This window comes from Streptomyces bugieae, assembly GCF_036352915.1.
Classification (GTDB): Bacteria; Actinomycetota; Actinomycetes; order Streptomycetales; family Streptomycetaceae; genus Streptomyces; species Streptomyces endophytica.
Genome location: NZ_JAZBJP010000016.1, coordinates 40,095 through 66,590 on the forward strand (window position 1 = coordinate 40,095; position 26,496 = coordinate 66,590).

Below are 26,496 nucleotides of genomic sequence, written 5' to 3' on the forward strand. Positions count from 1 at the left end.
GCCGCGGCCCGCCGAAATCCAGCTGAGCGTTGTCAGTGGTGCGCCTTACTCTCGCGAGTGATGGCTGATACCACGTACGCGACGAACCCGACCGACCCGACGTCCTTACCCCAACGCTCCGCGGTGCGCTCGCTGTTGCGCCTGTGGCCGTTCGTGCGCCCGGTGCGGGCGCGGCTGTTCACGGCCGCGTTCGTGGCGGTGGTGGCCTCGTGCGTCAGCCTCGTCATCCCGCTGGTGCTCAAGTGGCTGGTGGACGGGCCGGTCGCGGCGGGTGACACGGGCGGGGTGTGGCTGGGCGGCGGCTTCCTGCTGCTGCTCGGGCTCGCCGAGGCGCTGCTGTTCGGGCTCCGGCGCTGGCTGGTGGCGCGCCCGCTGTCCGGGGTGGAGGCGGCGATGCGCGCGGCGCTCTACCGCCGGCTGCAGCGGCTTCCGGTCGCCTTCCACGACCGCTGGCCGTCGGGCCAGCTGCTGTCGCGGGGCACCACCGATCTGCAGATGCTGCGCATGTTCCTGACCTTCCCCCTGACGTTCCTGCTGGTCAACGGCGTGACCATCCTGGTGGGCGGGGTGCTTCTGGTGGCCCAGCGCTGGTCGCTGGGGCTGGTGCTGCTGTCGCCGCTGCTGCCCCTGTTGGTGCTGTGCTCGGTCTTCGAGGCGAAGTACGGGCGGGCGGCCCGCGTCGTCCAGGACCAGATCGGCGATCTGACCACCGTGGTCGAGGAGTCGGTGCTCGGCATCCGGATCATCAAGGGCTTCGGGCGCCACCGCAGCCAGGCCCGGGCCTTCAAGGAGCTGACCGGCCGGCTGCGCGCCTCCGAACTGCGCAAGGCGCGGCTGCTGGCCTGGATATGGGGGCTGAACACCACCCTCCCGGAGTGCGCGCTCGGCGCCGCGCTGGTGCTCGGCGCGGTCCAGGTGGCCGACGGCGTGCTGTCCGCGGGCACGCTCGTCGCGTTCCTGTCGACGGCGCTGGCACTGCGCTGGCCGGTGGAGTCGATCGGCTTCCTGCTGGCCATGAGCAACGAGGCGGCCACGGCCACCGACCGGTACTTCGAGGTGATGGACGAGCCGGAGGTGCGCGACGCGCCGGTGGCGGACGAGCCGGGGACGCGGGACGCGCCGGTGGCGGACGGGCCGGAGGTGCGCGACGTACCGCCGGCCGGCGGCGAGCGGGCGGGCGGGGACCGGCCCCGGTCGGCCCCCGGCGGTCTGGTCTTCTCCGGGGTGGAGTTCCGCTACCCCGATGCCCCGCCGGACGCCCCGCCCACCCTCCAGGACGTCACCCTGCACATCCGGCCCGGCGAGACGATGGCCCTGGTCGGCGCGACCGGCAGCGGGAAGACCACGCTCACGGCGCTGGTGCCGCGGCTGTACGACCCGACCGCCGGCCGGATCACCCTCGACGGCCGCGATCTGGCGGCGATCGGCCGCGACGAGGTCCGCTCGCTGGTCGCGGTGGCCTTCGAGGAACCCACGCTGTTCTCCGCGACCGCCGCCGAGAACGTCCTCATGGGCGCGGCCGACGCCCAAGAGGGCGATCTGCGCCGGGCGTTGCGGGTGGCGCAGGCCGACGGGTTCGTCGACGCGCTGCCGCAGGGCGGCGCGACCCCGGTCGGCGAGCAGGGCCTGAGCCTGTCCGGCGGGCAGCGGCAGCGGCTGGCGCTGGCCCGCGCGGTGGTCGGCCGGCCCCGCTTCCTGATCCTCGACGATCCGCTCTCCGCCCTCGACGTGCACACCGAGGCCCTGGTGGAGGCGGCGCTGCGCCAGGTCCTGGCGACGACCACGGCCCTGGTCGTCGCCCACCGCCCGTCCACGGTCCTGCTCGCCGACCGCGTGGCGCTGCTCTCCGGCGGCCGGATCACCGCCGTCGGCACCCACCACGAACTCCTCCGGGACAACGCCGAATACGCCACCTTGATGTCCGGCGAGGAAGAGGCCGCCCGATGACCACCACCACGACCGGCCGCCCGTCCGACGCCCCCGAGCCCGAGCCCGACCCCGGCGCGGCGCGGCAGCTCCCCGCCGACCCGGACCGCTCCCCGGGGCAGCCGCCGGAGGCCGATGACGCCTTCGAACGGGACCGGCTGCCCGCCCCCCGGAACGCCGCCCGTTCACTGCTCGCCTCCTTACTGGCACCTCACCGCCGGCGCGTCGGTGTGGTCGCCGCATTGCTGCTCCTCCAGCAGGCCGCCGTGCAGGCCGGCCCGCTGCTGGTCGCCTACGCACTGGACCGGGCGGTGCCGGCGCTGCGGGCGGGCGACCGCGGGCCGCTGGTGGCCGTGGCGGTGGCGGCCGTGCTGTGCGCCGCGGCGTCCGGCGGGCTGCAGTGGGGCTTCATCCGGCTCTCCGCCCTGATCAGCCAGGACGTCCTGGTGGACCTGCGGGGCCGGATCTTCCGGCACGGCCAGGCGCTCAGCCTGGACTTCCACGAGCGCTACACCTCCGGCCGGCTGATATCCCGGGCCACCACCGACGTCGAGTCGCTGCGCGAACTCCTCGACGAAGGCATCCAGGAACTGATCACCATCGCCCTGTCGACGGTCTACATCACCGTGACCCTGCTCTTCCTGGACGGGGGTTTCGGCGTGGCCGCGCTCGTCTCCGCCGCCCCGCTGGCGCTCCAGGTGCGCGCGTACCGCCGCCGCTCCCACCGGGTCTACAGCGCCAAGTCGACGGCGATGGCGGGCGTCATCGTGCAGTTCACCGAGACCCTGAACGGCATCCGCCCGGTGCAGGCGTTCCGCCGCGAGCGGCCCAACGACGCGGCGTTCGCCCGGCTCAACCACCGCCACGAGCGGGTCAACGGCGACGCGTTCCTGGAGATGGCGCGCTATGTCGTCCTCTCCCGCCTGGCCGCCAACGTCGCGGTCGCCGCGATCGTCCTGTGGGGCGCCTACCGCGTGGCCACCGGCGGCCTGGCGCTGGGCGTGCTGGCGGCGGCGGTGCTCTATCTGCGCCGGCTCTACGACCCCATCGACCGCCTCGGCATGTTCCTCAACGCCTATGAGAGCGCCGCCGCTTCGCTGCAGAAGATCGCCGGTCTGCTCGCCCAGCGCCCGACGGTCCCGGAACCGCCCTCACCCGCCGAGCTGCCGGCCGTCGCGTCCGGCCGGCCGGGCCGCGAGGTGGCGTTCCGCGAGGTCCGCTTCGCCTACCGGACCGGCGGCGAGGTGCTGCCCCGCTTCGACCTGACCCTCGCGGCGGGTTCGACGGTCGCCGTGGTGGGCGCCACCGGCGCCGGCAAGTCCACCCTCGCCAAGCTGCTGGCCCGCTTCTACGACCCGACCGAGGGCAGGGTCCTGCTCGACGGCGTCGAGCTGCGCGAGCTGTCCACGGCGGAGCTGCGCCGCGCCGTCGTGATGGTCACCCAGGAGGCGTTCCTGTTCTCCGGCACGGTCGCCGACAACATCGCCCTCGGCCGCCCGGACGCCACCCGCGCGGAGATCGAGAGCGCCGCGAAGGCCATCGGCGCCCATGACTTCATCACCGCCCTGCCGGACGGCTACGACACCGACGTGCGCAAGCGGGGCGGCCGGATATCCGCCGGCCAGCGCCAGCTCGTCGGCTTCGCCCGGGCGCTGCTCGCCGACCCGGCCGTGCTGATCCTCGACGAGGCGACCAGTTCCCTGGACATCCCCGGTGAACGCGCGGTCCAGCGCGCCATGGACACCGTCCTGCGGGGCCGTACGGCCGTGGTCATCGCGCACCGCCTGTCCACCGTCGAGATCGCCGACCGGGTCCTGGTCATGGCCGACGGCCGGATCGTCGAGGACGGCCCGCCGGACCGACTCGTCAAGGACCGCGGCCGGTTCGCCGCCCTGCACCAGGCGTGGCGGGACAGCCTGGTCTGAGCGGTCGTGCGGCGAGGCGGACCTCGGGGCCCGTGCGAGGAGTGGCGCTCTTCGAGGAGGAGTTCACGGCAGCGCCGCCAGGCATTGCCCCATGGGTGAAGGTCAAGTCGCCAACTACAGTGGGCGGACCGGACGGGGGGCGACATGACGCAGTCGGCGAAGGTGCCGCGCAGTGCCGGGCGCTATCTGTGGTGGCTGGTGGCGAGCCGGCGCGGGCGGGTGGCGGCGGGCGCGACGTACGGGAGCCTGTGGAACGCGGGGCTGATGGTGCCGCCGTACGTGCTCTCCCGGGCGATCGACGAGGGGCTGGCACCGGGGCGGACCGCGGCGCTGGCCGGATGGGTGGCGGTGCTGCTGGCCGTCGGCGGGCTGAACGCCTGGCTGGGCGTGATGCGGCACCGCACCATGACCAGGATCCGGATGGACGCCACGTTCCGCACGGTCCGGGCGGTGATGGCGCACACCCTGCGGCTGGGCGCGGCGCTGCCCCGGCAGGTGACGGCCGGGGAGGTCGTCACCATCGGGATCGGCGACGTCGCGGTGATCAGCCAGACCCTGACCATGACCGGGCCGGGCGTCGGCGGGGTGCTGGCGTACGGGGTCGTCGCCGTGCTGCTGCTGTCCGTCTCGCCGCTGCTCGCCGCGGTGGTGCTGCTGGGCGTACCGCTGCTGGCGGTGGCGGTCGGGCCGCTGCTGGGCCGGCTGCAGGGCGCGGAGTCCCACTACCGCGAGCGGCAGAGCGGGCTGGCGGCCCAACTGGGCGATCTGGTCGACGGGTTGCGGGTGCTCGGTGGTCTGGGCGGCAAGGAGGTGTTCGCCGGCCGCTACCGGCGCGCGTCGCAGGAGCTGCGCCGCGAGGGCTACCGGGTCGGGGCGGTGACGAGCTGGATCCAGGCGCTCGGGGTGGGCCTGCCGACCCTGTTCCTGGCCGCCGTCACCTGGCTCGCGGCCCGGATGGCGGCCCAAGGCGACCTCACCACGGGCGAGTTGGTGGCGGTCTACGGCTATACGGCGGCCCTGGTGGTCCCGGTGTCGTTCTTCATCGAGGGCGGTCACGACCTCACCCGCGGCCTGGTCGCCGCCCGCCGGGTCGTACGGTTCCTGCACCTGCCGGCGGACGCGACGGATCCCCAAGACGCCAACGACGCCACCGACGCCACGGCGGACGGCGGCACGGTCACGGCCGGACCCGAGCGGGTGGCCGTGCTGCGCGATCCGGAGTCGGGCGTCGAGGTGGTGCCCGGGCTGCTGACCGCGCTGGTCGCCGCCCGGCCGGCCGAGTCGGCGGCGGTGGTCGACCGCCTGGGCCGGTTCGCCGACTCCGCGGCGGCCTGGGGCGCGGTCCGGCTGGACGAGATCCCGCTGTCCCGGGTCCGCGAACGCATCCTGGTCGCGGACAACGAGGCGGACCTGTTCGCCGGCACCCTGCGCGAGGTGGTGAGCGGACGCCGGGACCGTACCGACGCGGCGATCGGCCGGGCGCTGCGCACGGCCCTGGCCGAGGACATCGTCCGGGCCTTGCCGGACGGGCTGGACTCGCCGGTCGCGGCGCAGGGCCGGAACCTCTCCGGCGGCCAGCGGCAGCGGCTGCGCCTGGTGCGGGCGCTGCTGGCCGACCCGGAGGTGCTGCTCGCGGTCGAGCCGACCTCGGCCGTGGACGCCCATACCGAGGCGGCGATCGCGGACCGGCTGCACACCGCCCGCGCGGGCCGTACGACGGTCGTCACCACCGCCTCCCCGCTGCTGCTCGACCACGCCGACGTGGTGTGCTTCCTCGTCGACGGCAAGGTCGCCGCGGCCGGCCGCCACCGCCAACTCCTCGACGACGTACCGGAGTACCGCCGCCTGGTCTCCCGCGACCAGGACGAGGACGAGGACGCGGACGAGAGCGACCGCGAGGACGGGCACGAGGAAGCGGGCGAGGACGACCGGGCCGGAGGAGCCACGTCATGACGTCACCGGCGGCACCGACCGCACCACCCACCGCCCACGCGCTCCCCGTCGCCGATCCGCCCGCGACCCGGCGGGCCGCGCTGGGGCTGGTGCGCCGGGACGGCCGGGCGTTCGCGCTGATGCTGGTGCTGAACGCGCTGGCGGCCGGCGCCGGGCTGGCCGGTCCATGGCTGCTGGGCCGGATCGTGGACACGGTCCGGGACGGCGGTGGGGTGGCCGCGGTGGACCGGCTGGCGCTGGTCATCCTGGTGTGCGCGGTGGCCCAGCTGCTGCTGGCCCGGCAGGCCCGGTACGTCGGCCACCGCTTCGGGGAACGGGCCGCGGCGCGGATCCGCGAGAGGTACGTCGACCGGGCGCTGGCGCTGCCCGCCGCGGTCGTGGAGCGCGCCGGGACCGGTGATCTGACGGCCCGCGGCACGACGGACGTCACCTCGGTCGGGCGGACGCTGCGGGACGCCGCGCCGGAGGTCTCGGTCGCGGCCGTGCAGGCACTGTTCCTGCTCGGTGCCGTGGTGGTGGCCGGTCCGCTGCTCGGGCTGTGCGCGCTGGGGCTGCTCGGCGGACTGCTGGCGGTCCGCTGGTATCTGCGCCGGGCGCACCGGGCGTATCTCGCGGAGGGCGCGGCGACCTCGGAACTGGCCGAGCTGCTGGCCGCCACCGCCACGGGTGCCCGGACGGTGGAGGCGCTGGGCCTGCAGGAGCGCCGGTGGGCGGCGGGCGAGCGGGCGATCGCGGAGTGCCGCCGCACGCGGCTGCGGACGCTGTTCCTGCGCAGTGTGCTGCTGCCCGCGGTGGACGTCGCCCACGTCCTGCCGGTGGCCGGTGTGCTGCTGGCCGGCGGGGCCCTGATGGGCTCGGGTGGGGTCAGTCTGGGCGCGGTCCTCGCCGCGGCGCTGTATCTGCGGCAGCTGTCCGAGCCGCTGGACACGATCCTGCTGTGGATGGAGCAACTGCAGAGCAGCGGCGCCGCGTTCGCCCGTGTCGAGGGGCTGGGCACGGTCCCGCGCGACAGGGAGGCGGCCGCCGGCGCCGGACCGGTGCCGGCCGGTGACCGGGTCGAGGTCCGTGCCGTCCACTACGCCTACCCCACCGGCGGTGACGGGCCGGCCGGGGAGGAGGCGGACCGGGGCGCCGGCGACGTCCTGCACGGCGTCACCCTCACCGTCCGCCCCGGTGAGCGGCTGGCGCTGGTGGGTCCCTCCGGGGCCGGGAAGTCCACGCTGGGGCGGCTGCTGGCCGGCATCGAGGCGCCGCGCCGCGGGTCGGTGACGGTCGGCGGGGTGCCGGTCGCCGGGCTGGATCCGGAGGTGCTGCGGCGACACGTGGTCCTGGTCACCCAGGAGCACCACGTCTTCCTGGGCAGCGTCCGCGACAACCTCCGGCTGGCCGCGCCCGGTGCCGGGGACGGCGAACTGCGGGCGGCGCTGGCGGCCGTCGGGGCCGACTGGGCCGGGGAGCTGCCGGCCGGTCTGGACACCGAGCTGGGCCCGGGCGGCCACCGCCTCGACGGCGCCCGGTCCCAGCAACTCGCCCTGGCCCGCGTGGTGTTGGCCGATCCGCACACGGTGATCCTGGACGAGGCGACGGCGCTGCTCGATCCGCGTACCGCGCGGCACACCGAGCGGGCGCTGGCCGCGGTCCTCGCCGGCCGTACGGTCATCGCCGTCGCGCACCGCCTGCACACCGCGCACGACGCGGACCGGGTCGCCGTCATGGAGGCCGGCCGGCTGGCCGAACTCGGCACCCATGACGAGCTGGTGGCGAACGGCGGTGCGTACGCGGCGCTCTGGCGGTCCTGGCACGGGGAACGGCCGTGACGGGGATCACCTCACGTCCGGATTCCGGACGTCGATTTCGCGCAACGGACGTTTTCCGGCCAATTACTTGAACGGACCCTGACAACCAGCCATCCACGGTGGGACTCTTCCCCGCAGCCGCCGCACGGTCCCCACAGCACCACGCCCTGCGGCAGCCGGCTTCCCCTGCACCACCCGTTCCACCAGTACGTCGCACCTCTCGCGTACGTCTCCCCCCACACGCTCCAAGTGTTCTGCCTCGATCTGCCCGGACGGCCGCTGGGCCGCCCGGTCCCCCTCGGCCGCGCCGTCACGTAGCGGCCACCGCAGAAGGAGTCAGTGTGAGACGCACCCCCCATGGACGCGCCGTCGCGACCGGCGCACTGGTCGCCGTCACCGCGATGCTGGCCGTCGGAGTCCAGGCCGGCACCGGCACGGCGGCCGCCCCGCGGCCCGGCACCGCGCACGCCGTACCCGATCCCGGCGCACTGCCGGCCAAGCTGTCCCCGTCCCAGCGTGCGGAGCTGATACGGGCGGCCGGCGCCACCACCGCGCAGACGGCCCGCGAGCTCAAGCTCGGCGCCAAGGAGAAGCTGGTCGTCAAGGACGTCTCGAAGGACGCCAACGGCACGGTCCACACCCGCTACGAGCGCACCTACGCCGGACTGCCGGTGCTCGGCGGCGACCTCGTCGTGCACGAGAGCAAGGCCGGCACGCTCAAGGGCGTCACCAAGGCCGTCGCCTCGCAGCTGAAGGTCGCGAGCACCACCGCCAAGGTGGCCCCGGCCACCGCCGCGGCGAAGGCGGTCAAGTCGGCGCAGTCGCTGGGCTCGAAGAAGACCGCCCCCACGAAGGCGCCCCGCAAGGTGATCTGGGTCGCCGACGGCAAGCCGCGGCTGGCCTACGAGACCGTGGTCGGCGGGCTGCAGGACGACGGCACGCCCAACCAGCTGCACGTCATCACGGACGCCACCACCGGCGCCGAGATCTACCGCTACCAGGGCATCGAGACCGGTGTCGGCAACAGCGAGTACAGCGGCAAGGTCACCATCGGCACGTCGGGCTCGGCGCCGAACTTCTCGATGACCGACGCCACCCGCGGCAACCACAAGACCTACGACCTCAAGCACGGGTCGTCCGGCACCGGTTCGCTGTTCACCGACGCGGACGACACCTGGGGCGACGGTACGCCGCAGAACGCCCAGACCGCGGGCGTGGACGCCGCCTACGGCGCCCAGGAGACCTGGGACTACTACAAGAACGTGCACGGCCGCAGCGGCATCAAGGGCGACGGCGTGGGTGCCTACTCCCGCGTCCACTACGGCAACAGCTACGTCAACGCGTTCTGGGACGACGGCTGCTTCTGCATGACGTACGGCGACGGCAGCGGCAACGCGGCCCCGCTGACCGCCCTCGACGTGGCGGGCCACGAGATGTCGCACGGCGTCACCTCGAACACCGCGGGCCTCAACTACAGCGGCGAGTCCGGCGGTCTGAACGAGGCCACCTCGGACATCTTCGGCACGGCCGTGGAGTTCTACGCCAACAACCCGTCCGACCCCGGTGACTACCTCATCGGCGAGAAGATCGACATCAACGGCGACGGCACCCCGCTGCGCTACATGGACAAGCCCAGCAAGGACGGCGCCTCCGCGGACTACTGGTCGAGCGGTGTCGGCAACAAGGACGTGCACTACTCGTCCGGCGTCGCCAACCACTTCTTCTACCTGCTGTCCGAGGGCAGCGGCCCGAAGGACATCGGCGGCGTCCACTACGACAGCCCGACCTTCGACAACCTGCCGGTGCCGGGCATCGGCCGGGCCAACGCCGAGAAGGTGTGGTTCAAGGCGCTCAGCCAGTACATGACCGCCACCACCAACTACGCCGACGCCCGCACCGCCACCCTGAAGGCGGCAGCGGACCTGTTCGGCCAGGGCAGCGCGTCGTACAACACGGTCGCCAACACCTGGGCGGCGGTCAACGTCGGCTCCCGCGTCCCGGACGGCGGCGGGGTCACCGTCACCAACCCGGGCAACCAGACCAGCACCGTGGGCCAGGCCGCGAGCCTGCAGATCAAGGCCACCAGCGGCACCGCGGGCGCGCTGTCGTACACGGCGAGCGGGCTGCCCGCCGGGCTGTCGATCAACGCGAGCACCGGTCTGATCTCCGGGACGCCGACCACGGCCGGCACGTCCAACGTGACGGTGACGGTCACCGACTCCGCGAAGAAGACCGGAACCACCTCCTTCACCTGGACGGTCAACGCGACCGGCGGCGGCAGCGTCTTCGAGAACTCCGACGACGTGCAGATCCCGGACGCGGGCGCGGCGGTCACCTCGCCGATCAACGTCAGCCGCAGCGGCAACGCCTCCAGCACGCTGAAGGTCGGCGTGGACATCGTCCACACCTACCGCGGTGACCTGGTCATCGACCTGATCGCCCCGGACGGCACGGCCTACCGGCTGAAGAACTCCAACCCGTACGACTCGGCGGCGAACGTGAACACCACGTACACCGTCAACGCCTCCTCGAAGGCGGCGAGCGGCACCTGGAAGCTGCGCGTCCAGGACGTCTACTCGCAGGACTCCGGTTACATCAACGGCTGGAAGCTGACGTTCTGATCCGGCGTCGGCACTCAGCTGTCACCTCGATGTGACATAGCCGGGCCGGTCGTCGGAAGGATCGGCAACTGACCTGGTGAGCACGGCACTTGGGCGTCGTCCCCGGAATTCCGGGGGCGGCGCCCTCCTCCGTTATGCGAACACCGATCACCTCTGTACGGACGATTTTCGGCCAACCTGTGAACAGGCTCCTGACATGCACGCGTTCAGCTGGCAGTCTTCCCGACGCGAGTCACACCCGCATCGCTTTGCACCCCCACCACTTGGCAAAGTTGAAGGAGCACGCGTGGCCCCCCACATATCCCGCAAGACCCGTATCACCGGTGGCGCCCTTGCGGCCGCCGCCCTGCTGGCAGCGGGCATCACCGTCGGAACGGCCGGCGCCTCGCCGGCACCGGCCCCCCACAAGGACGGTTCCCCCCTCCAGCTCAGCGCCTCGCACCGCGCGGAACTGCTGCGCGACGCGGACGGCACCAAGGCGCAGACCGCGAAGGCGCTCGGCCTCGGCGGCCAGGAGAAGCTGGTCGTCAAGGACGTCATCAAGGACGCCGACGGCACCACGCACACCCGCTACGACCGCACCTTCGCCGGGCTTCCGGTGCTGGGCGGCGACCTGGTCGTGCACACCGCCAAGGGCGGCGCCATCAAGTCGACCACCAAGTCGACGCAGAAGAGCATCAAGGTGGCCTCCACCACCGCGAAGATCGCCCCGCAGGCCGCCGCGAAGTCGGCCCGGGGCACCGCGGTGAAGTCGCTCGCCGCCAACCAGGCCGCGACCCCGCAGACCCCGAAGAAGGTCGTCTGGGCCGCCTCCGGCACGCCGGTCCTGGCCTACGACACCGTCGTCAAGGGCGTCCAGAAGGACGGCACCCCCAGCCGGCTGCACGTCATCACCGACGCCAACACCGGCAAGAAGCTGTTCCAGTACGACGAGATCCACACCGGCAAGGGCGAGAGCGAGTACAGCGGCAGCGTCGAGCTGGGCACCAAGAAGGAAGGCAGCGGCTTCACGCTGACCGACGACGGGCGCGGTGGCCACAAGACCACCAACCTGGGGAACAGCGAGTCCGGTGACGGCAAGGCCTTCACGGACGACGACGACGCCTGGGGCACCGGCAAGCCCGACGACCCGCAGACCGCGGCCGTCGACGCCCACTACGGCGCGGCCGAGACCTGGGACTACTACAAGAACGTGCACGGCCGCAGCGGCATCAAGGGCGACGGCAAGGGCGCCTCGTCCCGCGTCCACTACGGCAACAGCTACGTCAACGCCTTCTGGGACGACAGCTGCTTCTGCATGACGTACGGCGACGGCGAGGGCAACAAGAAGCCGCTCACCGCCATCGACGTCGCGGCGCACGAGATGTCGCACGGTGTCACCTCCGCCACCGCCAACCTCACCTACAGCGGCGAGTCCGGCGGCCTCAACGAGGGCACCTCCGACATCTTCGGGACCTCGGTCGAGTTCTACGCCAAGAACGACAAGGACCCGGGCGACTACCTCATCGGCGAGAAGATCGACATCAACGGTGACGGCAAGCCGCTGCGCTACATGGACAAGCCGTCCAAGGACGGTCAGTCGCAGGACAACTGGGACTCCAACACCGGCAACCTCGACCCGCACTACTCGTCGGGCGTCGCCAACCACTTCTTCTACCTGCTGTCCGAGGGCAGCGGCCCGAAGGAGATCGGTGGCGTCAAGTACGACAGCCCGACGGCGGACGGCTCCAAGGTCACCGGCATCGGCCGGGACAAGGCCGAGAAGATCTGGTTCAAGGCCCTGACCGAGTACATGACCTCGAACACCGACTACAAGGCGGCCCGCGAGGCCACCGTCAAGGCCGCGACCGACCTCTACGGCAAGGACAGCGCCGAGGTCAAGGGCGTCGAGTCGGCCTGGACCGGCGTCGCCGTCAAGTGACACAACCGGCCGATGCCAACTGATCGGCCCGGGGTAACGTGACCCCGAAACGGGCGGTGTCCGGAGACCTTCCGGACACCGCCTTCGCGCGTCACGGCGCGGTCGGCGCGCGCAACGGGGCGGAACGGGGGTCCGGATGGGCGAAACGATCAGGGTGCTGCTGGCCGACGACGAGGCCGTGCTGCGGGCCGGGGTGCGCGCGATCCTCGCCACCGAACCCGGCATCGAGGTGGTCGCGGAGGCCGGCGACGGCCGCGCGGCGGTCGACCTCGCACTGCGGCACCGCCCCGACGTCTGCCTCCTCGACATCCGCATGCCGCGCCTGGACGGCCTGGCCGCGGCCGCCGAACTCGCCACCGCTCTCCCCCGGACCGCGGTGGTCATGCTGACCACCTTCTCCGAGGACGACCACATCGCCGGCGCGCTCGGCGCGGGCGCCGCCGGCTTCCTGCTCAAGACCGGTGATCCGCGGGAGCTGATCGCCGGGGTCCGGGCCGTCGCGGAGGGCGGCGCCTGCCTCGCCCCGTCCGTCGCCCGGCGGGTCATCTCCCGTCTCGGAGAAGGGCAGTTGGGCCGGGGTGCGGCCGCCCGGACGCGGATCGCCGGACTGACCCCGCGCGAGCGCGAGGTGCTCGGTCTGGTCGGCGCCGGGCTGTCCAACGCGGAGATCGCCCGGCGGCTGTTCCTGGTCGAGGGCACCGTCAAGGCGTACGTCAGCGCGGTCCTCGCCCGGCTGGGCCTCAAGAACCGCGTCCAGGCCGCGATCCTCGCCTACGAGGCCGGTCTGGTCCCCGCCCCGTGAGGCGCCCGCCGTCCCCGGCCGCACTGCGGTCCTGGGCGCGGCGCGCGGACGCGGGACGGCTGCGCGCCCGGCTCCCCGGCCTGGCGCTGTGGCTGCTGCTGTGCGTCCCGCCGCTCTGCACCCTCGACGACCCCTCGGGGCCCCGGCGGTGGGCGACCCTGGCCGGCTTTCCGCTGCTCGCGCTGGCCGTACTCGTCCGCCGGCGGGCGCCGTTGGTGGCGGTCGCGGTGCCGGTCGTGCCGAGTCTGGTGCTGTCGGTGCAGCTCTTCACCGGTGCGTACGCCCTGGCGCTGGCCGTGCTCGGCTATCTCGCCGGGGTCCGGCCGGCCCGGGCCCGGCCCGCACTGTGGTTCTTCACCGGTCTCGCGCTGGCCGGCGTTCCGGTGTGCGCGCTGGTCGCCCGCACCCTGTGGCCGTGGTTCACCTTCCTGCTGGCGCTGCTGCTGAACGTGGTGCTGCCCTGGCTGCTGGGCCGCTACCGCCGCCAGTACGGCGAACTCGTCCGCACCGGCTGGCGGCTGGCCGACCGGATGGAGCGCGAGCAGCAGGCGGTCGCCGACCGCACCCGGCTGCGCGAACGGGCCCGGATCGCCGGCGACATGCACGACTCGCTCGGCCACGAGCTGGCGCTGATCGCGCTGCGGGCCGGCGCGCTGGAGCTGGACCCGGGGCTGGACGCGGACCGCCGGGCGGCGGCCGGTGAGCTGCGGGCGGCGGCCGGTGCGGCGGCCGAGCGACTGCGGGAGATCATCGGCGTGCTGCGGACGGACGACGAGGGCGCGCCGCGGCGGCCCGCGGACGGGAGCGTGGCGGGGCTGGTGGCGCGTGTCCGGGCGTCCGGGATGACGGTGACGCTGGAGCAGCCGGGCGGGGACGCGGCCGGTCTGCCCGGCATGACCGGCCCCGCCGTGCACCGGCTCGTCCAGGAGGCACTCACCAACGCCGCCAAGCACGCCCCGGGCGCGGCCGTCCGGGTGCGGATCGAGCGGGCGGAGGGGCAGCTTCGGGTCACCGTCACCAACGCCGCGCCGCCGCCCGGCCCCGCCCCGGCGGCGGTCTCCGGCGGCAGCGGACTGGTCGGCCTGGACGAGCGGGTACGGCTGGCCGGCGGCGCCCTGCACACCGGCCCGGCCCCCGACGGCGGATTCACGGTCACCGCCCACCTCCCCCTCGCCGGCGGCCCGCTCACCGGCTCCGACGCAGCACCCCAACCAACCGCCGCCGCACGGGAGTTGGACCGGGCACGGCGCCAGGTGCGGCGGCGGCTGCGCCAGACGGTGGCCGTCCCGCTCGCGGTGACCGCCGCACTGCTGGTGCTGATGGGCGCCTTCGCCCTGGTCAGCACCGACTGGACGGTCCTGGACCGGGCGCACTACGACCGACTGCGCCCGGGAATGCCGCGCACGCAGGTGGCCGGCCTGGTGCCGTTCTTCCGGCTGGACGAGCCCCCGGCCGGCACCCCCGCACCGCCCCGCGGCTGGTCCTGCGCGTACTACGGCGTCGACGCCGACACCGACGCGGCCTACGAGCTGTGCTTCGCCGACGGCCGTCTGGTCAGGAAGGCCGTCGTCCACCGCCGGGACCGCTGACGCCCGGTGCCCCCACCGCTCCCCCATCCGGGTGGCCCGCGCGACGGCCACACCACATGCGGAGCCCCAACTGCCCTGAGAATCACAGAAGTTGAGTTCCCTCGCGGACCCCACGCACCTCCCTACCCGCGCGTTTCCCGATATGGCCGATTCCACCCCCTCATGCGCTCTTGTACGAGATCCCTCCTGGAGAGAGGCTGCGGTGTGGCGCCGACCGGCCGCGGCGCGGCACCGGTACTTCCGCACACCGCAACTCCGCTGTGATCACACCTGAGTTGAGGAGGCGAACGCCGATCGTGTCCGCCCAGCCCCGCAGCCTTCCGCACCGAGGTGGCCGTGTGTCCGCGAGGTCGCACCGGGCCGCCGGTTACGTACCAGTAGTTCACATTCCGCCGGAGTTCATGTCCTCCGGTCGAGGGAAGGCTCATCGAGTACACCCCGGTCGGCCGTGTTCTCCGCCAGCCGGGTGAAGCGGACAGGAGCCCCCATGCCCGCACCCGGTCCCCCTCCCGTGGAGCGGATACAAAGGACAAAACCCCGCAAAGCATCACAAGCCCCAGGTGAGCCCATGATCGGTCGCATCCCTGTTCTGGACATCCGCCCGCAGATCGATTGCGGCCGCCGCCCGGCGAAGGCCGTGGTGGGCGAGACCTTCGAGGTCTCGGCCACGGTCTTCCGCGAAGGCCATGACGCGGTCGCGGCCAATGTGGTGCTGCGCAATCCCGCCGGCCGCTGCGGACCCTGGACACCGATGCAGGAACGGGCGCCCGGCACCGACCGCTGGAGCGCCGAGGTCACCCCGGACGTCGAGGGCCGCTGGACCTTCACCGTCGAGGCCTGGTCGGATCCGCTGGCCACCTGGCGCAAGCACGCCGCGGTCAAGATCCCGGCGGGCATCGACACCGAGCTGGTCCTCGCCGAGGGCGCCGAGCTGCACGAGCGGGCGGCCGCCGACGTCCCCAAGAGCGACGGCCGGGAGGCGGTGCTGGCCGCCGTGGACGCCCTGCGCGACCCGAAACTGCCCGCCGCCACCCGGCTCGCCGCCGCGCTCGCCCCGCAGGTCATCGAGGCCCTGGGCCGCCACCCGCTGCGCGAACTGCTCACCGTCTCGCGCCCGATGCCGCTGGTCGTCGAGCGCCGCCGGGCCCTGTACGGCTCGTGGTACGAACTCTTCCCGCGCTCCGAGGGCGCGGTGGTCACCCCGAACGGCACGGCCGTCAGCGGCACCCTGCGCACCGCCGCCGAACGCCTGCCGGCCGTGGCCGCCATGGGCTTCGACGTCGTCTACCTCCCGCCCGTCCACCCCATCGGGACCTCCTTCCGCAAGGGCCCCAACAACGCCCTGTCGGCCGGCCCGGACGACGTCGGCTCCCCCTGGGCGATCGGCTCGGCGGCCGGCGGGCACGACGCGCTCCACCCCGACCTGGGCACCTTCGAGGACTTCGAGCACTTCGTGCGCACCGCCCGTGACCTGCGGATGGAGGTCGCCCTGGACTTCGCGCTGCAGTGCTCTCCGGACCACCCCTGGGTCACCCTGCACCCGCAGTGGTTCCACCACCGCTCCGACGGCTCGATCGCGTACGCCGAGAACCCGCCGAAGAAGTATCAGGACATCTATCCGCTCGCCTTCGACGCCGACTTCCGCGGCCTGGTCCGCGAGACCGAACGGCTGCTGCGCTTCTGGATGGGCAAGGGCGTACGGATCTTCCGGGTGGACAATCCGCACACCAAACCGGTGGCCTTCTGGGAGAAGGTCATCGGCGACATCAACCGCACCGATCCGGACGTGCTCTTCCTCGCCGAGGCGTTCACCCGCCCGGCCATGGTGCACACCCTGGCGCAGATCGGCTTCCAGCAGTCGTACACGTACTTCACCTGGCGCAACACCAAGCAGGAGCTGACCGAGTACCTCACCGAGCTGTCCGGCGGATCCGCCGCCTACCTGCGGCCCAACTTCTTCGTCAACACCCCGGACATCCTGCACGCCTACCTCCAGGAGGGCGGCCGCCCCGCCTTCGAGATCCGCGCCGTACTGGCCGCCACCCTGTCCCCCACCTGGGGCGTGTACGCCGGATACGAGCTCTGCGAGTCGACCCCGGTACGCCCCGGCAGCGAGGAGTACCTCGACTCGGAGAAGTACCAACTCAGGCCGCGCGAGTGGGACGCGGCGGCGAAGCAGGGGCGTACCATCGCCCCGCTGATCACCGCCCTCAACCGCATCCGCCGCCGGCACCCTGCCCTGCAGCAGCTCCGCAATCTGCACTTCCACCCCGTGGACAACGACGCCGTGCTCGCGTTCTCCAAGCGCGCGGGACACGGCGACGGGACCGACACGGTGCTCACGGTGGTCAACCTCGACCCGCACCACACCCACGAGGCGACGGTGTCGTTGGACATGCCGGAACTCGGCCTCGGCCGGCACGAGTCCTTTCCGGTGCGCGACGAGCTCACCGGCGATACCTACCACTGGGGCAGGGACAACTATGTGCGCCTGGAGCCGGGCCGCTCGCTCGCGCCCGCCCATGTGCTGTCGCTGCGACCGTCCTCACCGATCGGAGGGTCACCCAATTGATCGTCAATGAGCCTGTCCCCGACACGTTCGAGGACACCCCGGCGAAGGACCGCGATCCCGACTGGTTCAAACGGGCCGTCTTCTACGAAGTCCTGGTGCGCTCGTTCCAGGACAGCAACGGCGACGGCATCGGTGACCTCAAGGGCCTCACCGCGAAACTCGACTACCTGCAGTGGCTGGGCGTGGACTGCCTCTGGCTGCCCCCGTTCTTCAAATCGCCGCTGCGGGACGGCGGTTACGACGTCGCCGACTACACCGCGGTGCTCCCCGAATTCGGTGATCTGGCGGACTTCGTGGAATTCGTCGACGCCGCACACCACCGCGGCATGCGGGTCATCATCGACATGGTGATGAACCACACCAGCGACCAGCACCCGTGGTTCCAGGAGTCGCGCAGCGACCCGAACGGCCCGTACGGCGACTATTACGTCTGGGCGGACGACGACAAGCAGTACGGCGACGCCCGGATCATCTTCGTCGACACCGAGGCCTCCAACTGGACCTTCGATCCGGTCCGCAAGCAGTACTACTGGCACCGTTTCTTCTCCCACCAGCCGGACCTCAACTACGAGAACCCGGCGGTCCAGGAGGAGATGATCTCCGCACTGCGGTTCTGGCTGGACCTGGGCATCGACGGCTTCCGGCTCGACGCGGTGCCGTACCTCTACGCCGAGGAGGGCACCAACTGCGAGAACCTGCCCGCCTCGCACGCCTTCCTCAAGCGGGTCCGGGCCGAGATCGACAAGCAGTACCCGGACACCGTGCTGCTGGCCGAGGCCAATCAGTGGCCGGAGGACGTCGTCGACTACTTCGGTGACTACGGGGTCGGCGGCGACGAATGCCACATGGCGTTCCATTTCCCGGTCATGCCGCGCATCTTCATGGCGGTGCGCCGCGAATCGCGCTATCCGGTCTCGGAAATCCTCGCCAAGACCCCGGCGATCCCGTCCGGCTGCCAGTGGGGCATCTTCCTGCGCAACCACGACGAGCTGACCCTCGAAATGGTCACGGACGAAGAGCGGGACTACATGTACGCGGAGTACGCCAAGGACCCGCGGATGCGGGCCAACATCGGCATCCGCCGCCGGCTGGCCCCGCTGCTCGACAACGACCGCAACCAGATCGAGCTGTTCACCGCCCTGCTGCTGTCGCTGCCCGGTTCGCCGATCCTCTACTACGGCGACGAGATCGGCATGGGCGACAACATCTGGCTCGGCGACCGGGACGCGGTGCGCACCCCGATGCAGTGGACCCCGGACCGCAACGCCGGATTCTCCTCCTGCGACCCGGGCCGGCTGTTCCTGCCGACCATCATGGACCCGGTCTACGGCTACCAGGTCACCAACGTCGAGGCCGCGATGAGTTCGCCGTCCTCGCTGCTGCACTGGACCCGCCGGATGATCGAGATCCGCAAGCAGAACCCGGCGTTCGGCCTCGGCAGCTACACCGAGCTGTCCTCCACCAACCCGGCGGTGCTGGCCTTCCTGCGGGCCTCGCCGGGCACCGGCGGCGCGGACGACGACCTGGTGCTGTGCGTCCACAACTTCTCCCGCTTCGCCCAGCCGACCGAGCTGGACCTGCGGGCGTTCAGCGGCCGCCATCCGGTGGAACTCATCGGCGGCGTCCGCTTCCCGGCCATCGGGGAACTGCCGTACCTGCTCACCCTCGCGGGCCACGGCTTCTACTGGTTCCGGCTGCGCAGAAACGCCACCTAGTGCCCCGGCCCTGACCGGGCACGGGCACCGAGCACCCCGCCCGTACGCGGCCGCATCCCGCGTACGGGCGTTTTTTGACCTTTCGCTCGGGCAGTCTCCTTACTACCGCACGGGCCGGGTGAGCCCTCGGTGGTCCCCGGTTCGAGGGGGACCACCGCGCAGCGGACACGCGCACCGGCACGACCGCTGCCGCGATCCCGACACCCCCGCCGGGAGGATCTTCACACCCTCCGTCCGGGGGTACCGCCACCGCGCCACCGCACAGTGAAGGCCGTATTCCGGGACACTTTGCCCTACCTGTCGTGTGCCCGGGGAAAGGACGCGACGCCATGTCGGACACCGCCCCGACCCGTGCCACCCGTAACACCCCTGACCACCGTCCGCTCGTCACCGCCCCCGATCTGCTCTCCTCGCTGGCGCCGCTGCTCGCCGAATGGGTGCCCCGCCAGCGCTGGTTCGCCGGCAAGGGGCGGCTGCTCACCGGCTTCACCCTGCTGTCCGCCACCGAGCTGCTGCCGTGCACCGGCGACGGCACCTCGCCCGGCCTGCTGCAGCTGCTGGTCCGGGCCCAGCAGAGCTCCCCGCCGAGCCGCACACCGGCCGGCGGGGACCGCTACCAGCTGCTGCTCGGGGTGCATCCGGCGCCGCCGCCCCAGCTGGCACGGGCGGTGATCGGCCGGCCCGGCGGCGGCCCGCTGCGCGGCCGGGTGGTCTACGACGCGCTGCTGGACAACCGGCTCTGCGGGCTGCTGCTGGAACGGCTGCGGGTCCCCGGGCGGCTCGGGGCCCTGCGCTTCTGCCGCGAACCCGACGCGGACATCCCCTCCGGACTACCGGCCCGGCCGATCGCCGTCGAGCAGTCCAACTCCTCGATCGTGTACGGGGATTCGTTCATCCTGAAGGTCTTCCGGCGGATCGAGCCGGGCATCAACCCCGATCTGGAACTGCCCCGGGCACTGGCGGACGCCAAGTGCGCCCGGGTCCCGGCGCCCGCCGCGTGGTTCGAGTCGGCGGTCGCCGCGGAGAACGGCGAGGCGACCACGCTGGGCGTGCTCCAGCCGTTCCTGCCGGGCTCGGCGGACGGCTGGCAGCTGGCGCTCAACGCGCTGGCCGTCCGCGCCGACTTCACCGGTTCGGCCCGGGCGCTCGGGCACGCCACCGCCGAGGTGCACACCGCGCTGGCCCAGACACTGCCGACCACCGAGCTGCGCCGCCCGCAGCTCGACGTGATCGCGGCGCAGATGATCGAGCGGCTGGAGGCCACCGCCCGGGCCGTACCCGTGCTCCAGCCCTACCGCGCGCGGCTGCGCACCGCCTTCGACGCGCTGGCCGCCGTCGGGCACGACGGCCGCAGCTGGGCCGCCCAGCGCATCCACGGCGACCTGCACCTGGGCCAGACGCTGCGCTCCGCCGACGAGGGCCGCTGGTCGCTGATCGACTTCGAGGGCGAACCGGCCCGTCCGCTGGCCGAGCGCCGCAAGCTGCAGCCCGCGGTGCGGGACGTCGCGGCCATGCTGCGGTCCTTCGACTACGCGGCGCGCAGCGGGCCGGCCGGCGCGGACCCCTGGGCGCTGGAGTGGGCCCGGCGCACCCGGGCCGCGTACTGCCTGGGCTACGCCGAGGCCGGCGGGCTCGATCCGCGTTCCGCGCCCGAGCTGATGCGGGCCTACGAGACCGACAAGGCGGTCTACGAGGTGCTCTACGAGGCCCGGCACCGGCCCGACTGGCTGTCCGTCCCGATGGCCGCGGTCCGGCGGCTGGCGGCGGGCGGCGAACCGGCCGTGGGCGTGGACGGGACCGGCCCGCCCTGACCCGCCCGCCCCGAGCCGACGACGCGCCCCCGCCCCGCCCGCCGACGCCCCACGCACCGCCGACGCACCGCCCCCGAGGAGGCCCCGCCCGTGACCGCCGCCCCACCGCCGTCCCGCCCCCCCCCTCCCGACCCCGCGTCCCCACCGGACAGGGCCGCCGAGAGCGCGACCGGGGCCGCCGCCCCCGGCCCCGGGACCGCGGCCCCCGGCAGCCGCGGCGCCCCGGCGTCCGGCACCCGTCCGCCCGCGCCCCGGGAGGCGGCCGCCGCACCCGGCGACCGGCCGGCCCGGGCAGCCGCCGCCGCGGCCGGTGCGGCACGGCCCGGCACCGGCGGCCGCGGAGTACGGGCCGCCACCCCGCTGTCGGACGAGGACCGCGGCCGGCTGCTGGCCGGCGCGCACCACGACCCGCACGCGCTGCTCGGCGCCCACCCCGTGCGCGGCGGGCTGCTCATCCGTACACTGCGGCCGTTCGCGAGCGGTGTCACCGTCCTGGCGGACGGGCTGCGCGCCGAACTGCACTCCGAGGGCGACGGTCTGTTCGCCGGTGTGCTGCCGCTGCGCACCGTCCCGGAGTACCGGCTGCTGGTCGACTACGGCGAGAGCACCGCGACCGTGCACGACCCGTACCGCTTCCTGCCCACGCTGGGCGAACTCGACCTGCACCTGTTCGGCGAGGGCCGGCACGAGCAGCTCTGGCGGGCGCTGGGCGCCCACGTCATGGACCACCAGGGCGTGACCGGCACCCGCTGCACCGTCTGGGCGCCCAACGCGCAGGGCGTCCGCGTCGTCGGCAACTTCAACTACTGGGACGGCACCGGCCATCCGATGCGGTCGCTGGGTTCCTCCGGTGTCTGGGAGCTGTTCCTGCCGGACCTCGGCGAGGGCGAGCTGTACAAGTTCGAGATCACCCGGCCGGACGGCTCGCGGACGGTGCGCGCCGACCCGATGGCCCGCCGGACCGAGTGCCCGCCCGCCACCGCCTCGGTCGTGCACACCTCGCGCCACCGCTGGCAGGACGACGACTGGATGGCGCGGCGCGGTCAACGGCCCGTCCACCAGGCGCCGTTCTCCGTCTACGAGGTGCACCTGGCGTCCTGGCGCCCCGGTCTCACCTACCGGCAGCTCGCCGCGCAGCTGCCGGCCTACGTCAAGGACCTGGGCTTCACCCACGTCGAGTTCATGCCGGTCGCCGAGCACCCCTTCGGCGGGTCCTGGGGCTACCAGGTGACCGGCTTCTACGCGCCCACGGCCAGGATGGGCACGCCGGACGACTTCAAGTTCCTGATCGACGCCCTGCACCGGGCGGGCATCGGCGTGCTGATGGACTGGGTCCCGGCGCACTTCCCGCGCGACGACTGGGCGCTGGCGGAGTTCGACGGGCGGCCGCTGTACGAGCCGCAGGACCCGTCCCGGGCCGCGCACCCCGACTGGGGCACCCTGGAATTCGACTACGGCCGCACCGAGGTCCGTAACTTCCTGGTGGCCAACGCGGTGTACTGGTGCGAGGAGTTCCACATCGACGGGCTGCGGGTGGACGCGGTCGCCTCGATGCTCTATCTCGACTACTCCCGCGAGGACGGCGGCTGGACCCCGAACGTCAACGGCGGCCGGGAGAACCTCGACGCGGTGGCCTTCCTCCAGGAGATGAACGCCACGGTCTACCGCCGCTGCCCCGGCGTCGTCACCATCGCCGAGGAGTCCACCGCCTGGGACGGCGTCACCCGCGCCACCCACCACGTCGGGCCCGGCGGCTTCGGCGGCCTGGGCTTCGGCCTGAAGTGGAACATGGGCTGGATGCACGACTCGCTCGGCTACGTCTCCAAGGAGCCGGTGCACCGCAAGTACCACCACGGCGAGATGACCTTCTCGATGATCTACGCCTACTCCGAGAACTACGTGCTGCCGATCTCGCACGACGAGGTGGTGCACGGCAAGCAGGCGCTGGTGTCGAAGATGCCCGGGGACTGGTGGCAGCAGCGCGCCAACCACCGGGCGTACCTGGGCTTCATGTGGGCGCACCCGGGCAAGCAACTCCTCTTCATGGGGCAGGAGTTCGCCCAGGGCGCGGAGTGGGCGGAGCGCCACGGCCCGGACTGGTGGCTGCTCGACCCGTCGTACGAGGCCGAGCCGGACCACCGGGGCGTCCGCGATCTGGTCCGGGAGCTGAACCGGCACTACGCCGCGACCCCGGCGCTGTGGGAGCGGGACACCGAACCGGCCGGCTTCCAGTGGATCGACGGGGACGCGAGCGAGGACAACGTCTTCTCGTTCCTCCGCTTCGCCGCCGACGGTGCCCCGCTGGTGTCGGTCACCAACTTCTCGCCGGTCGTGCGGCACGGGTACCGGATCGGCGTCCCGGACGACGTCCCGGCCTGGCGCGAGGTGCTCAACACCGACGCGGCGCGCTACGGCGGCAGCGGGGTGGCCAACCCCGATCCGCTGAAGACCGAAACGGTGCCCTGGAACGGGCGGACCAGCTCCGTCCCGCTGGTGCTGCCGCCGCTGGCCACGATCTGGCTCCGGCCGGCGTAGGCGTTCCTGCTGACGCCGAAGGGGCGGGCGCCGCGACCGGCGTCCGCCCCTTCGCCCCTGCTGCGGCCGTGGATCAGACCGTGGCGGACTCCTTCGCCCCGCCGTCCCGGGGGCCGGCGACCGTGGCCGGCGGCGCCGGGTCCGCGGCCGGGCCGTGCGCGTCGACGGACAGCGTCTTCTCGTCGAACGGGATCCGGCCGGCCAGCACCTCGGCCGCCCGGGCCTGGTCGATCTCCTTGGTCCAGGTCCCGATGAGCACGGTGGCGACCGCGTTGCCGGCGAAGTTGGTCAGCGCCCGGGCCTCGCTCATGAAGCGGTCGATGCCGACGATCAGGCCGACGCCGTCGACCAGTTCGGGGCGGTGCGACTGCAGCCCGCCGGCCAGCGTGGCCAGGCCCGCGCCGGTGACGCCGGCGGCCCCCTTGGACGCGATGATCATGAAGACCAGCAGCGAGATCTGCTGTCCGAGCGCGAGCGGCTTGCCCATCGCCTCGGCCACGAACAGCGAGGACATCGTCAGGTAGATCGCGGTGCCGTCGAGGTTGAAGCTGTAGCCGGTCGGGACGGTGATGCCGACCACCGGCTTGCTGACGCCGAGGTGCTCCATCTTCGCGATCAGCCGGGGCAGCGCCGACTCCGAGGAGGACGTCGACAGGATCAGCAGGAACTCCCGGGCGAGGTACTTCAGCAGCAGGAAGATGTTGACCCCGGCGACCAGCCGGAGCAGCGCGCCGAGCACCACGATCACGAACAGCAGACAGGTGACGTAGAAGCCGACCATGATGATGGCCAGCGACTTCAGCGCGTCCAGGCCGGTCTCGCCGACCACCGCCGCGATCGCGCCGAAGGCACCCACCGGCGCCGCCCACATGATCATGGCCAGCACCCGGAAGACCAGCTTCTGCAGGTGTCCGACGCCGCGCAGCACCGGCTCGCCCGCCGAGCCCAGCGCCTGCAGTCCGAAGCCGACCAGCAGCGCCACCAGCAGCGTCTGCAGCACCTCGCCCTGGGTGAAGGCGGAGACCAGGGTGGTGGGGATCATGCCGAGCAGGAACTCGGGCAGCGATTCGGCGCTGCCGGAGGTCTGCGCGTGGCCCGCGTGCCGCACGGATTCGGTCAGGTGCAGCCCGGAGCCGGGCTCCAGGACGTTCCCGACGACCAGGCCGATGGCCAGCGCGACGGTCGACATCACCATGAAGTAGCCGAGGGCCAGTCCGCCCACCGCGCCGACCTTGGCGGCCTTACGGACCGAGCCGACGCCCAGCACGATGGTGCAGAAGATGACCGGCGAGATCATCATCTTGATCAGGTTCACGAACCCGGTACCGAGCGGCTTGAGCTCGACGGCGACACCGGGGGCGGCGAAGCCCACGATGATGCCGAGGAGCACCGCCCCGATCACGGCGATGTAGAGGAAGTGGGTCCGGTCCCGCTTCGCCGGCGCGGCTTCCTCGGTGGTCACCCCGGACGGCGGGGTCTGTGCAGCCACGGCTGCCTCCTCGGGTCTACGGTCCTGCGCCTGATCTGGGGCACCACCCAGGCCGTTCAGGCACTGGGGAGGCTCGGCGCACGATGAGTCCCGGCGACTATGCAGGCCCACTGTGGCGCCCGTCACCCTTACGTACATTTCGTTCACGTAAAAGTGACCCGGCAGACTGTTCCGTATGCGACTCCCCCGACCCCGCGGGCCCCGGTGGCCCGGCCGGCTGCGCGGTCCCCGCAGCCTGGCCGGCCAGCTCTTCGCCATGCAGGTGGTGCTGGTCGCGGTGGTCGTCGTGGGCTGCGCCGTGTTCGCGTACCTCAGTGCCGGGCGGCAGGCGGAGGAGACGGCGCAGCGGCAGGCGACCGCGGCCGCGACCGCCGTGGCCGATTCCCCGGCCGTGGTGGCGGCGGCCCGCACCGAGGACCCGACGGCCGCGCTCCAGCCGTACGCCGAGCGGCTGCGGCGCGACGCGGGGGTGGACTTCGTGGTGGTGATGGCTCCGGACGGGACCCGCTGGACGCATCCGGAGCCGTCCGCGATCGGGCAGAAGTACCTGGGGCACATCGGGCCGGCGCTGCACGGCCGGATCTTCCCGGAGACGCACATGGGGGTGCTCGGCCCGTCCGTACGGGTGGTCGCCCCGGTCCGCGATCCGCGGGCCGGCGGCCGGATCACCGCGCTGGTCAGCTCGGGGATCACGATCAAGACGATCAGCCGGCAGCTGCGCGAGCAGGTGCTCGCGGTGGTCGGGGTGGCCGCGGCGGCGCTGGTGCTGGGCGGTGCCGGCACGTACGTGATCAACGCCCGGCTGCGCCGCCACACCCACGGCATGAACGCCCAGGAGCTCGGCCGGATGCACGACTACCACCAGGCGGCGCTGCACGCCGTGCGCGAGGGGCTGCTGATGCTGGACGGGCGGCGCCGGGTCGCGCTGATCAACGACGGCGGGCGGGAGCTGCTGGGCCTGTCCGGGGACGCGGTGGGCCGGGCGGTGACCGAGCTGGGGCTGCCGGAGCCGCTGACCGAGGCACTGCGGGAGCCCGGGCCGCGGGTCGACGAGCTGCATCTGACCCGCGACCGGGTGCTGGTGGTCAACTCCGCGCCGGTCTCCGGCGGCGAGCAGCACGGCAGCGTCGTCACCCTGCGGGACCACACCGAACTCCAGGCGCTCTCCGGTGAGCTGGACTCGGTGCGGGGCTTCGCCGAGGCGCTGCGGTCGCAGGCGCACGAGGCCGCCAACCGGCTGCACACCGTGGTCTCGCTGATCGAACTGGGCCGGGCCGAGGAGGCGGTCACGTTCGCCACCGCCGAGCTGGAACTGGCGCAGGCGCTGACCGACCAGGTCGTCGGGGCGGTCGCCGAACCGGTGCTGGCCGCGCTGCTGCTGGGCAAGGCCGCCCAGGCCAACGAGCGCGGGGTGGAGCTGACCCTGACGCCGGACAGCCGGATCGACGACGGGGTGCTGCCGCCCGGGCTGCCGGCCCGGGACCTGGTGACGATGCTGGGCAACCTCCTCGACAACGCCATCGACGCGGCGGCCCCGGGCCCGGAGCACGCCCCGGCCGAGCCGCCGCAGGTGCGGGTCACCGCCCACGCGGACGGCGGCGAGCTGCTGCTGCGGGTGGCGGACAACGGGCCGGGGGTGGCCGCGGAGGCCGCCGAGGAGATCTTCCGGCGGGGCTGGAGCACCAAGCAGGGCGCGGCCGGCCGGGGGCTGGGGCTGGCGCTGGTACGGCAGGCGGTGCGGCGCAACGGCGGCACCGTGACGCTGGAACGGGCGGCGGAGGGCGGCGCGCGGTTCACCGTGCGGCTGCCGCTGCGGACGGGGGCGACGGTATGAGCAGGGC

Annotated in this window: 14 protein-coding genes; 13 read left to right on the forward strand and 1 reads right to left on the reverse strand. The window is 73.0% G+C overall.

The window, feature by feature from the left end; all coding sequences use genetic code 11:
* Window positions 1-60 precede the first annotated feature (60 nt).
* The 12 genes from V2J85_RS23300 to glgB all read left to right on the forward strand — a co-directional run bounded on the left by V2J85_RS23300 (window position 61) and on the right by glgB (window position 23,166).
* A complete protein-coding gene (locus V2J85_RS23300) occupies window positions 61-1,947 on the forward strand; it encodes an ABC transporter ATP-binding protein (protein ID WP_330822635.1) in 1,887 nt (628 codons plus the stop codon).
* The gene (locus V2J85_RS23305; protein ID WP_330822636.1) at window positions 1,944-3,851 is read left to right on the forward strand and encodes an ABC transporter ATP-binding protein; all 1,908 of its coding nucleotides are present in this window, start codon (window positions 1,944-1,946) and stop codon (window positions 3,849-3,851) included. Before V2J85_RS23300 ends, V2J85_RS23305 begins: the two co-directional genes overlap by 4 nt.
* A 144-nt stretch (window positions 3,852-3,995) precedes the next feature.
* Window positions 3,996-5,804, forward strand: coding sequence for an ABC transporter ATP-binding protein (locus V2J85_RS23310; RefSeq protein WP_330822637.1), 1,809 nt, complete (start codon window positions 3,996-3,998; stop codon window positions 5,802-5,804).
* A complete protein-coding gene (locus V2J85_RS23315; protein ID WP_261955618.1) occupies window positions 5,801-7,621 on the forward strand; it encodes an ABC transporter ATP-binding protein in 1,821 nt (606 codons plus the stop codon). Before V2J85_RS23310 ends, V2J85_RS23315 begins: the two co-directional genes overlap by 4 nt.
* A 320-nt stretch (window positions 7,622-7,941) precedes the next feature.
* Window positions 7,942-10,221, forward strand: coding sequence for a M4 family metallopeptidase (locus tag V2J85_RS23320; protein ID WP_261955619.1), 2,280 nt, complete (start codon window positions 7,942-7,944; stop codon window positions 10,219-10,221).
* Window positions 10,222-10,507: 286 nt separating this feature from the next.
* Window positions 10,508-12,142, forward strand: coding sequence for a M4 family metallopeptidase (locus V2J85_RS23325; RefSeq protein WP_261955620.1), 1,635 nt, complete (start codon window positions 10,508-10,510; stop codon window positions 12,140-12,142).
* A 136-nt stretch (window positions 12,143-12,278) separates the two neighbouring features.
* Entirely contained in the window at window positions 12,279-12,944 is a 666-nt protein-coding gene (locus tag V2J85_RS23330) for a response regulator transcription factor (protein WP_261955621.1), read from the forward strand.
* Window positions 12,941-14,533 (forward strand): sensor histidine kinase, encoded by a 1,593-nt coding sequence (locus V2J85_RS23335; protein WP_330822638.1) that lies wholly within the window; start codon window positions 12,941-12,943, stop codon window positions 14,531-14,533. Before V2J85_RS23330 ends, V2J85_RS23335 begins: the two co-directional genes overlap by 4 nt.
* A 568-nt stretch (window positions 14,534-15,101) precedes the next feature.
* On the forward strand, window positions 15,102-17,105 hold the full coding sequence (locus tag V2J85_RS23340) for an alpha-1,4-glucan--maltose-1-phosphate maltosyltransferase (protein ID WP_261955623.1): 2,004 nt from the start codon (window positions 15,102-15,104) through the stop codon (window positions 17,103-17,105).
* Window positions 17,102-18,820, forward strand: coding sequence for a maltose alpha-D-glucosyltransferase (treS, locus tag V2J85_RS23345; protein ID WP_261955624.1), 1,719 nt, complete (start codon window positions 17,102-17,104; stop codon window positions 18,818-18,820). Before V2J85_RS23340 ends, treS begins: the two co-directional genes overlap by 4 nt.
* A gap of 329 nt (window positions 18,821-19,149) precedes the next feature.
* Window positions 19,150-20,631 (forward strand): maltokinase N-terminal cap-like domain-containing protein, encoded by a 1,482-nt coding sequence (locus V2J85_RS23350; protein ID WP_261955625.1) that lies wholly within the window; start codon window positions 19,150-19,152, stop codon window positions 20,629-20,631.
* Between the two features lie 360 nt (window positions 20,632-20,991).
* Window positions 20,992-23,166, forward strand: a complete 2,175-nt coding sequence (gene glgB, locus V2J85_RS23355; RefSeq protein WP_261957425.1) for a 1,4-alpha-glucan branching enzyme — start codon at window positions 20,992-20,994, stop codon at window positions 23,164-23,166.
* A 73-nt stretch (window positions 23,167-23,239) separates the two neighbouring features.
* Here the strand turns inward: glgB and V2J85_RS23360 are convergent, their stop codons facing one another.
* A complete protein-coding gene (locus tag V2J85_RS23360) occupies window positions 23,240-24,655 on the reverse strand; it encodes a cation:dicarboxylate symporter family transporter (RefSeq protein ID WP_330822639.1) in 1,416 nt (471 codons plus the stop codon).
* 175 nt (window positions 24,656-24,830) lie between these two features.
* Between V2J85_RS23360 and V2J85_RS23365 the strand changes: the two genes are divergently transcribed.
* Entirely contained in the window at window positions 24,831-26,489 is a 1,659-nt protein-coding gene (locus tag V2J85_RS23365) for a sensor histidine kinase (protein WP_330822640.1), read from the forward strand.
* Window positions 26,490-26,496: the final 7 nt, after the last annotated feature.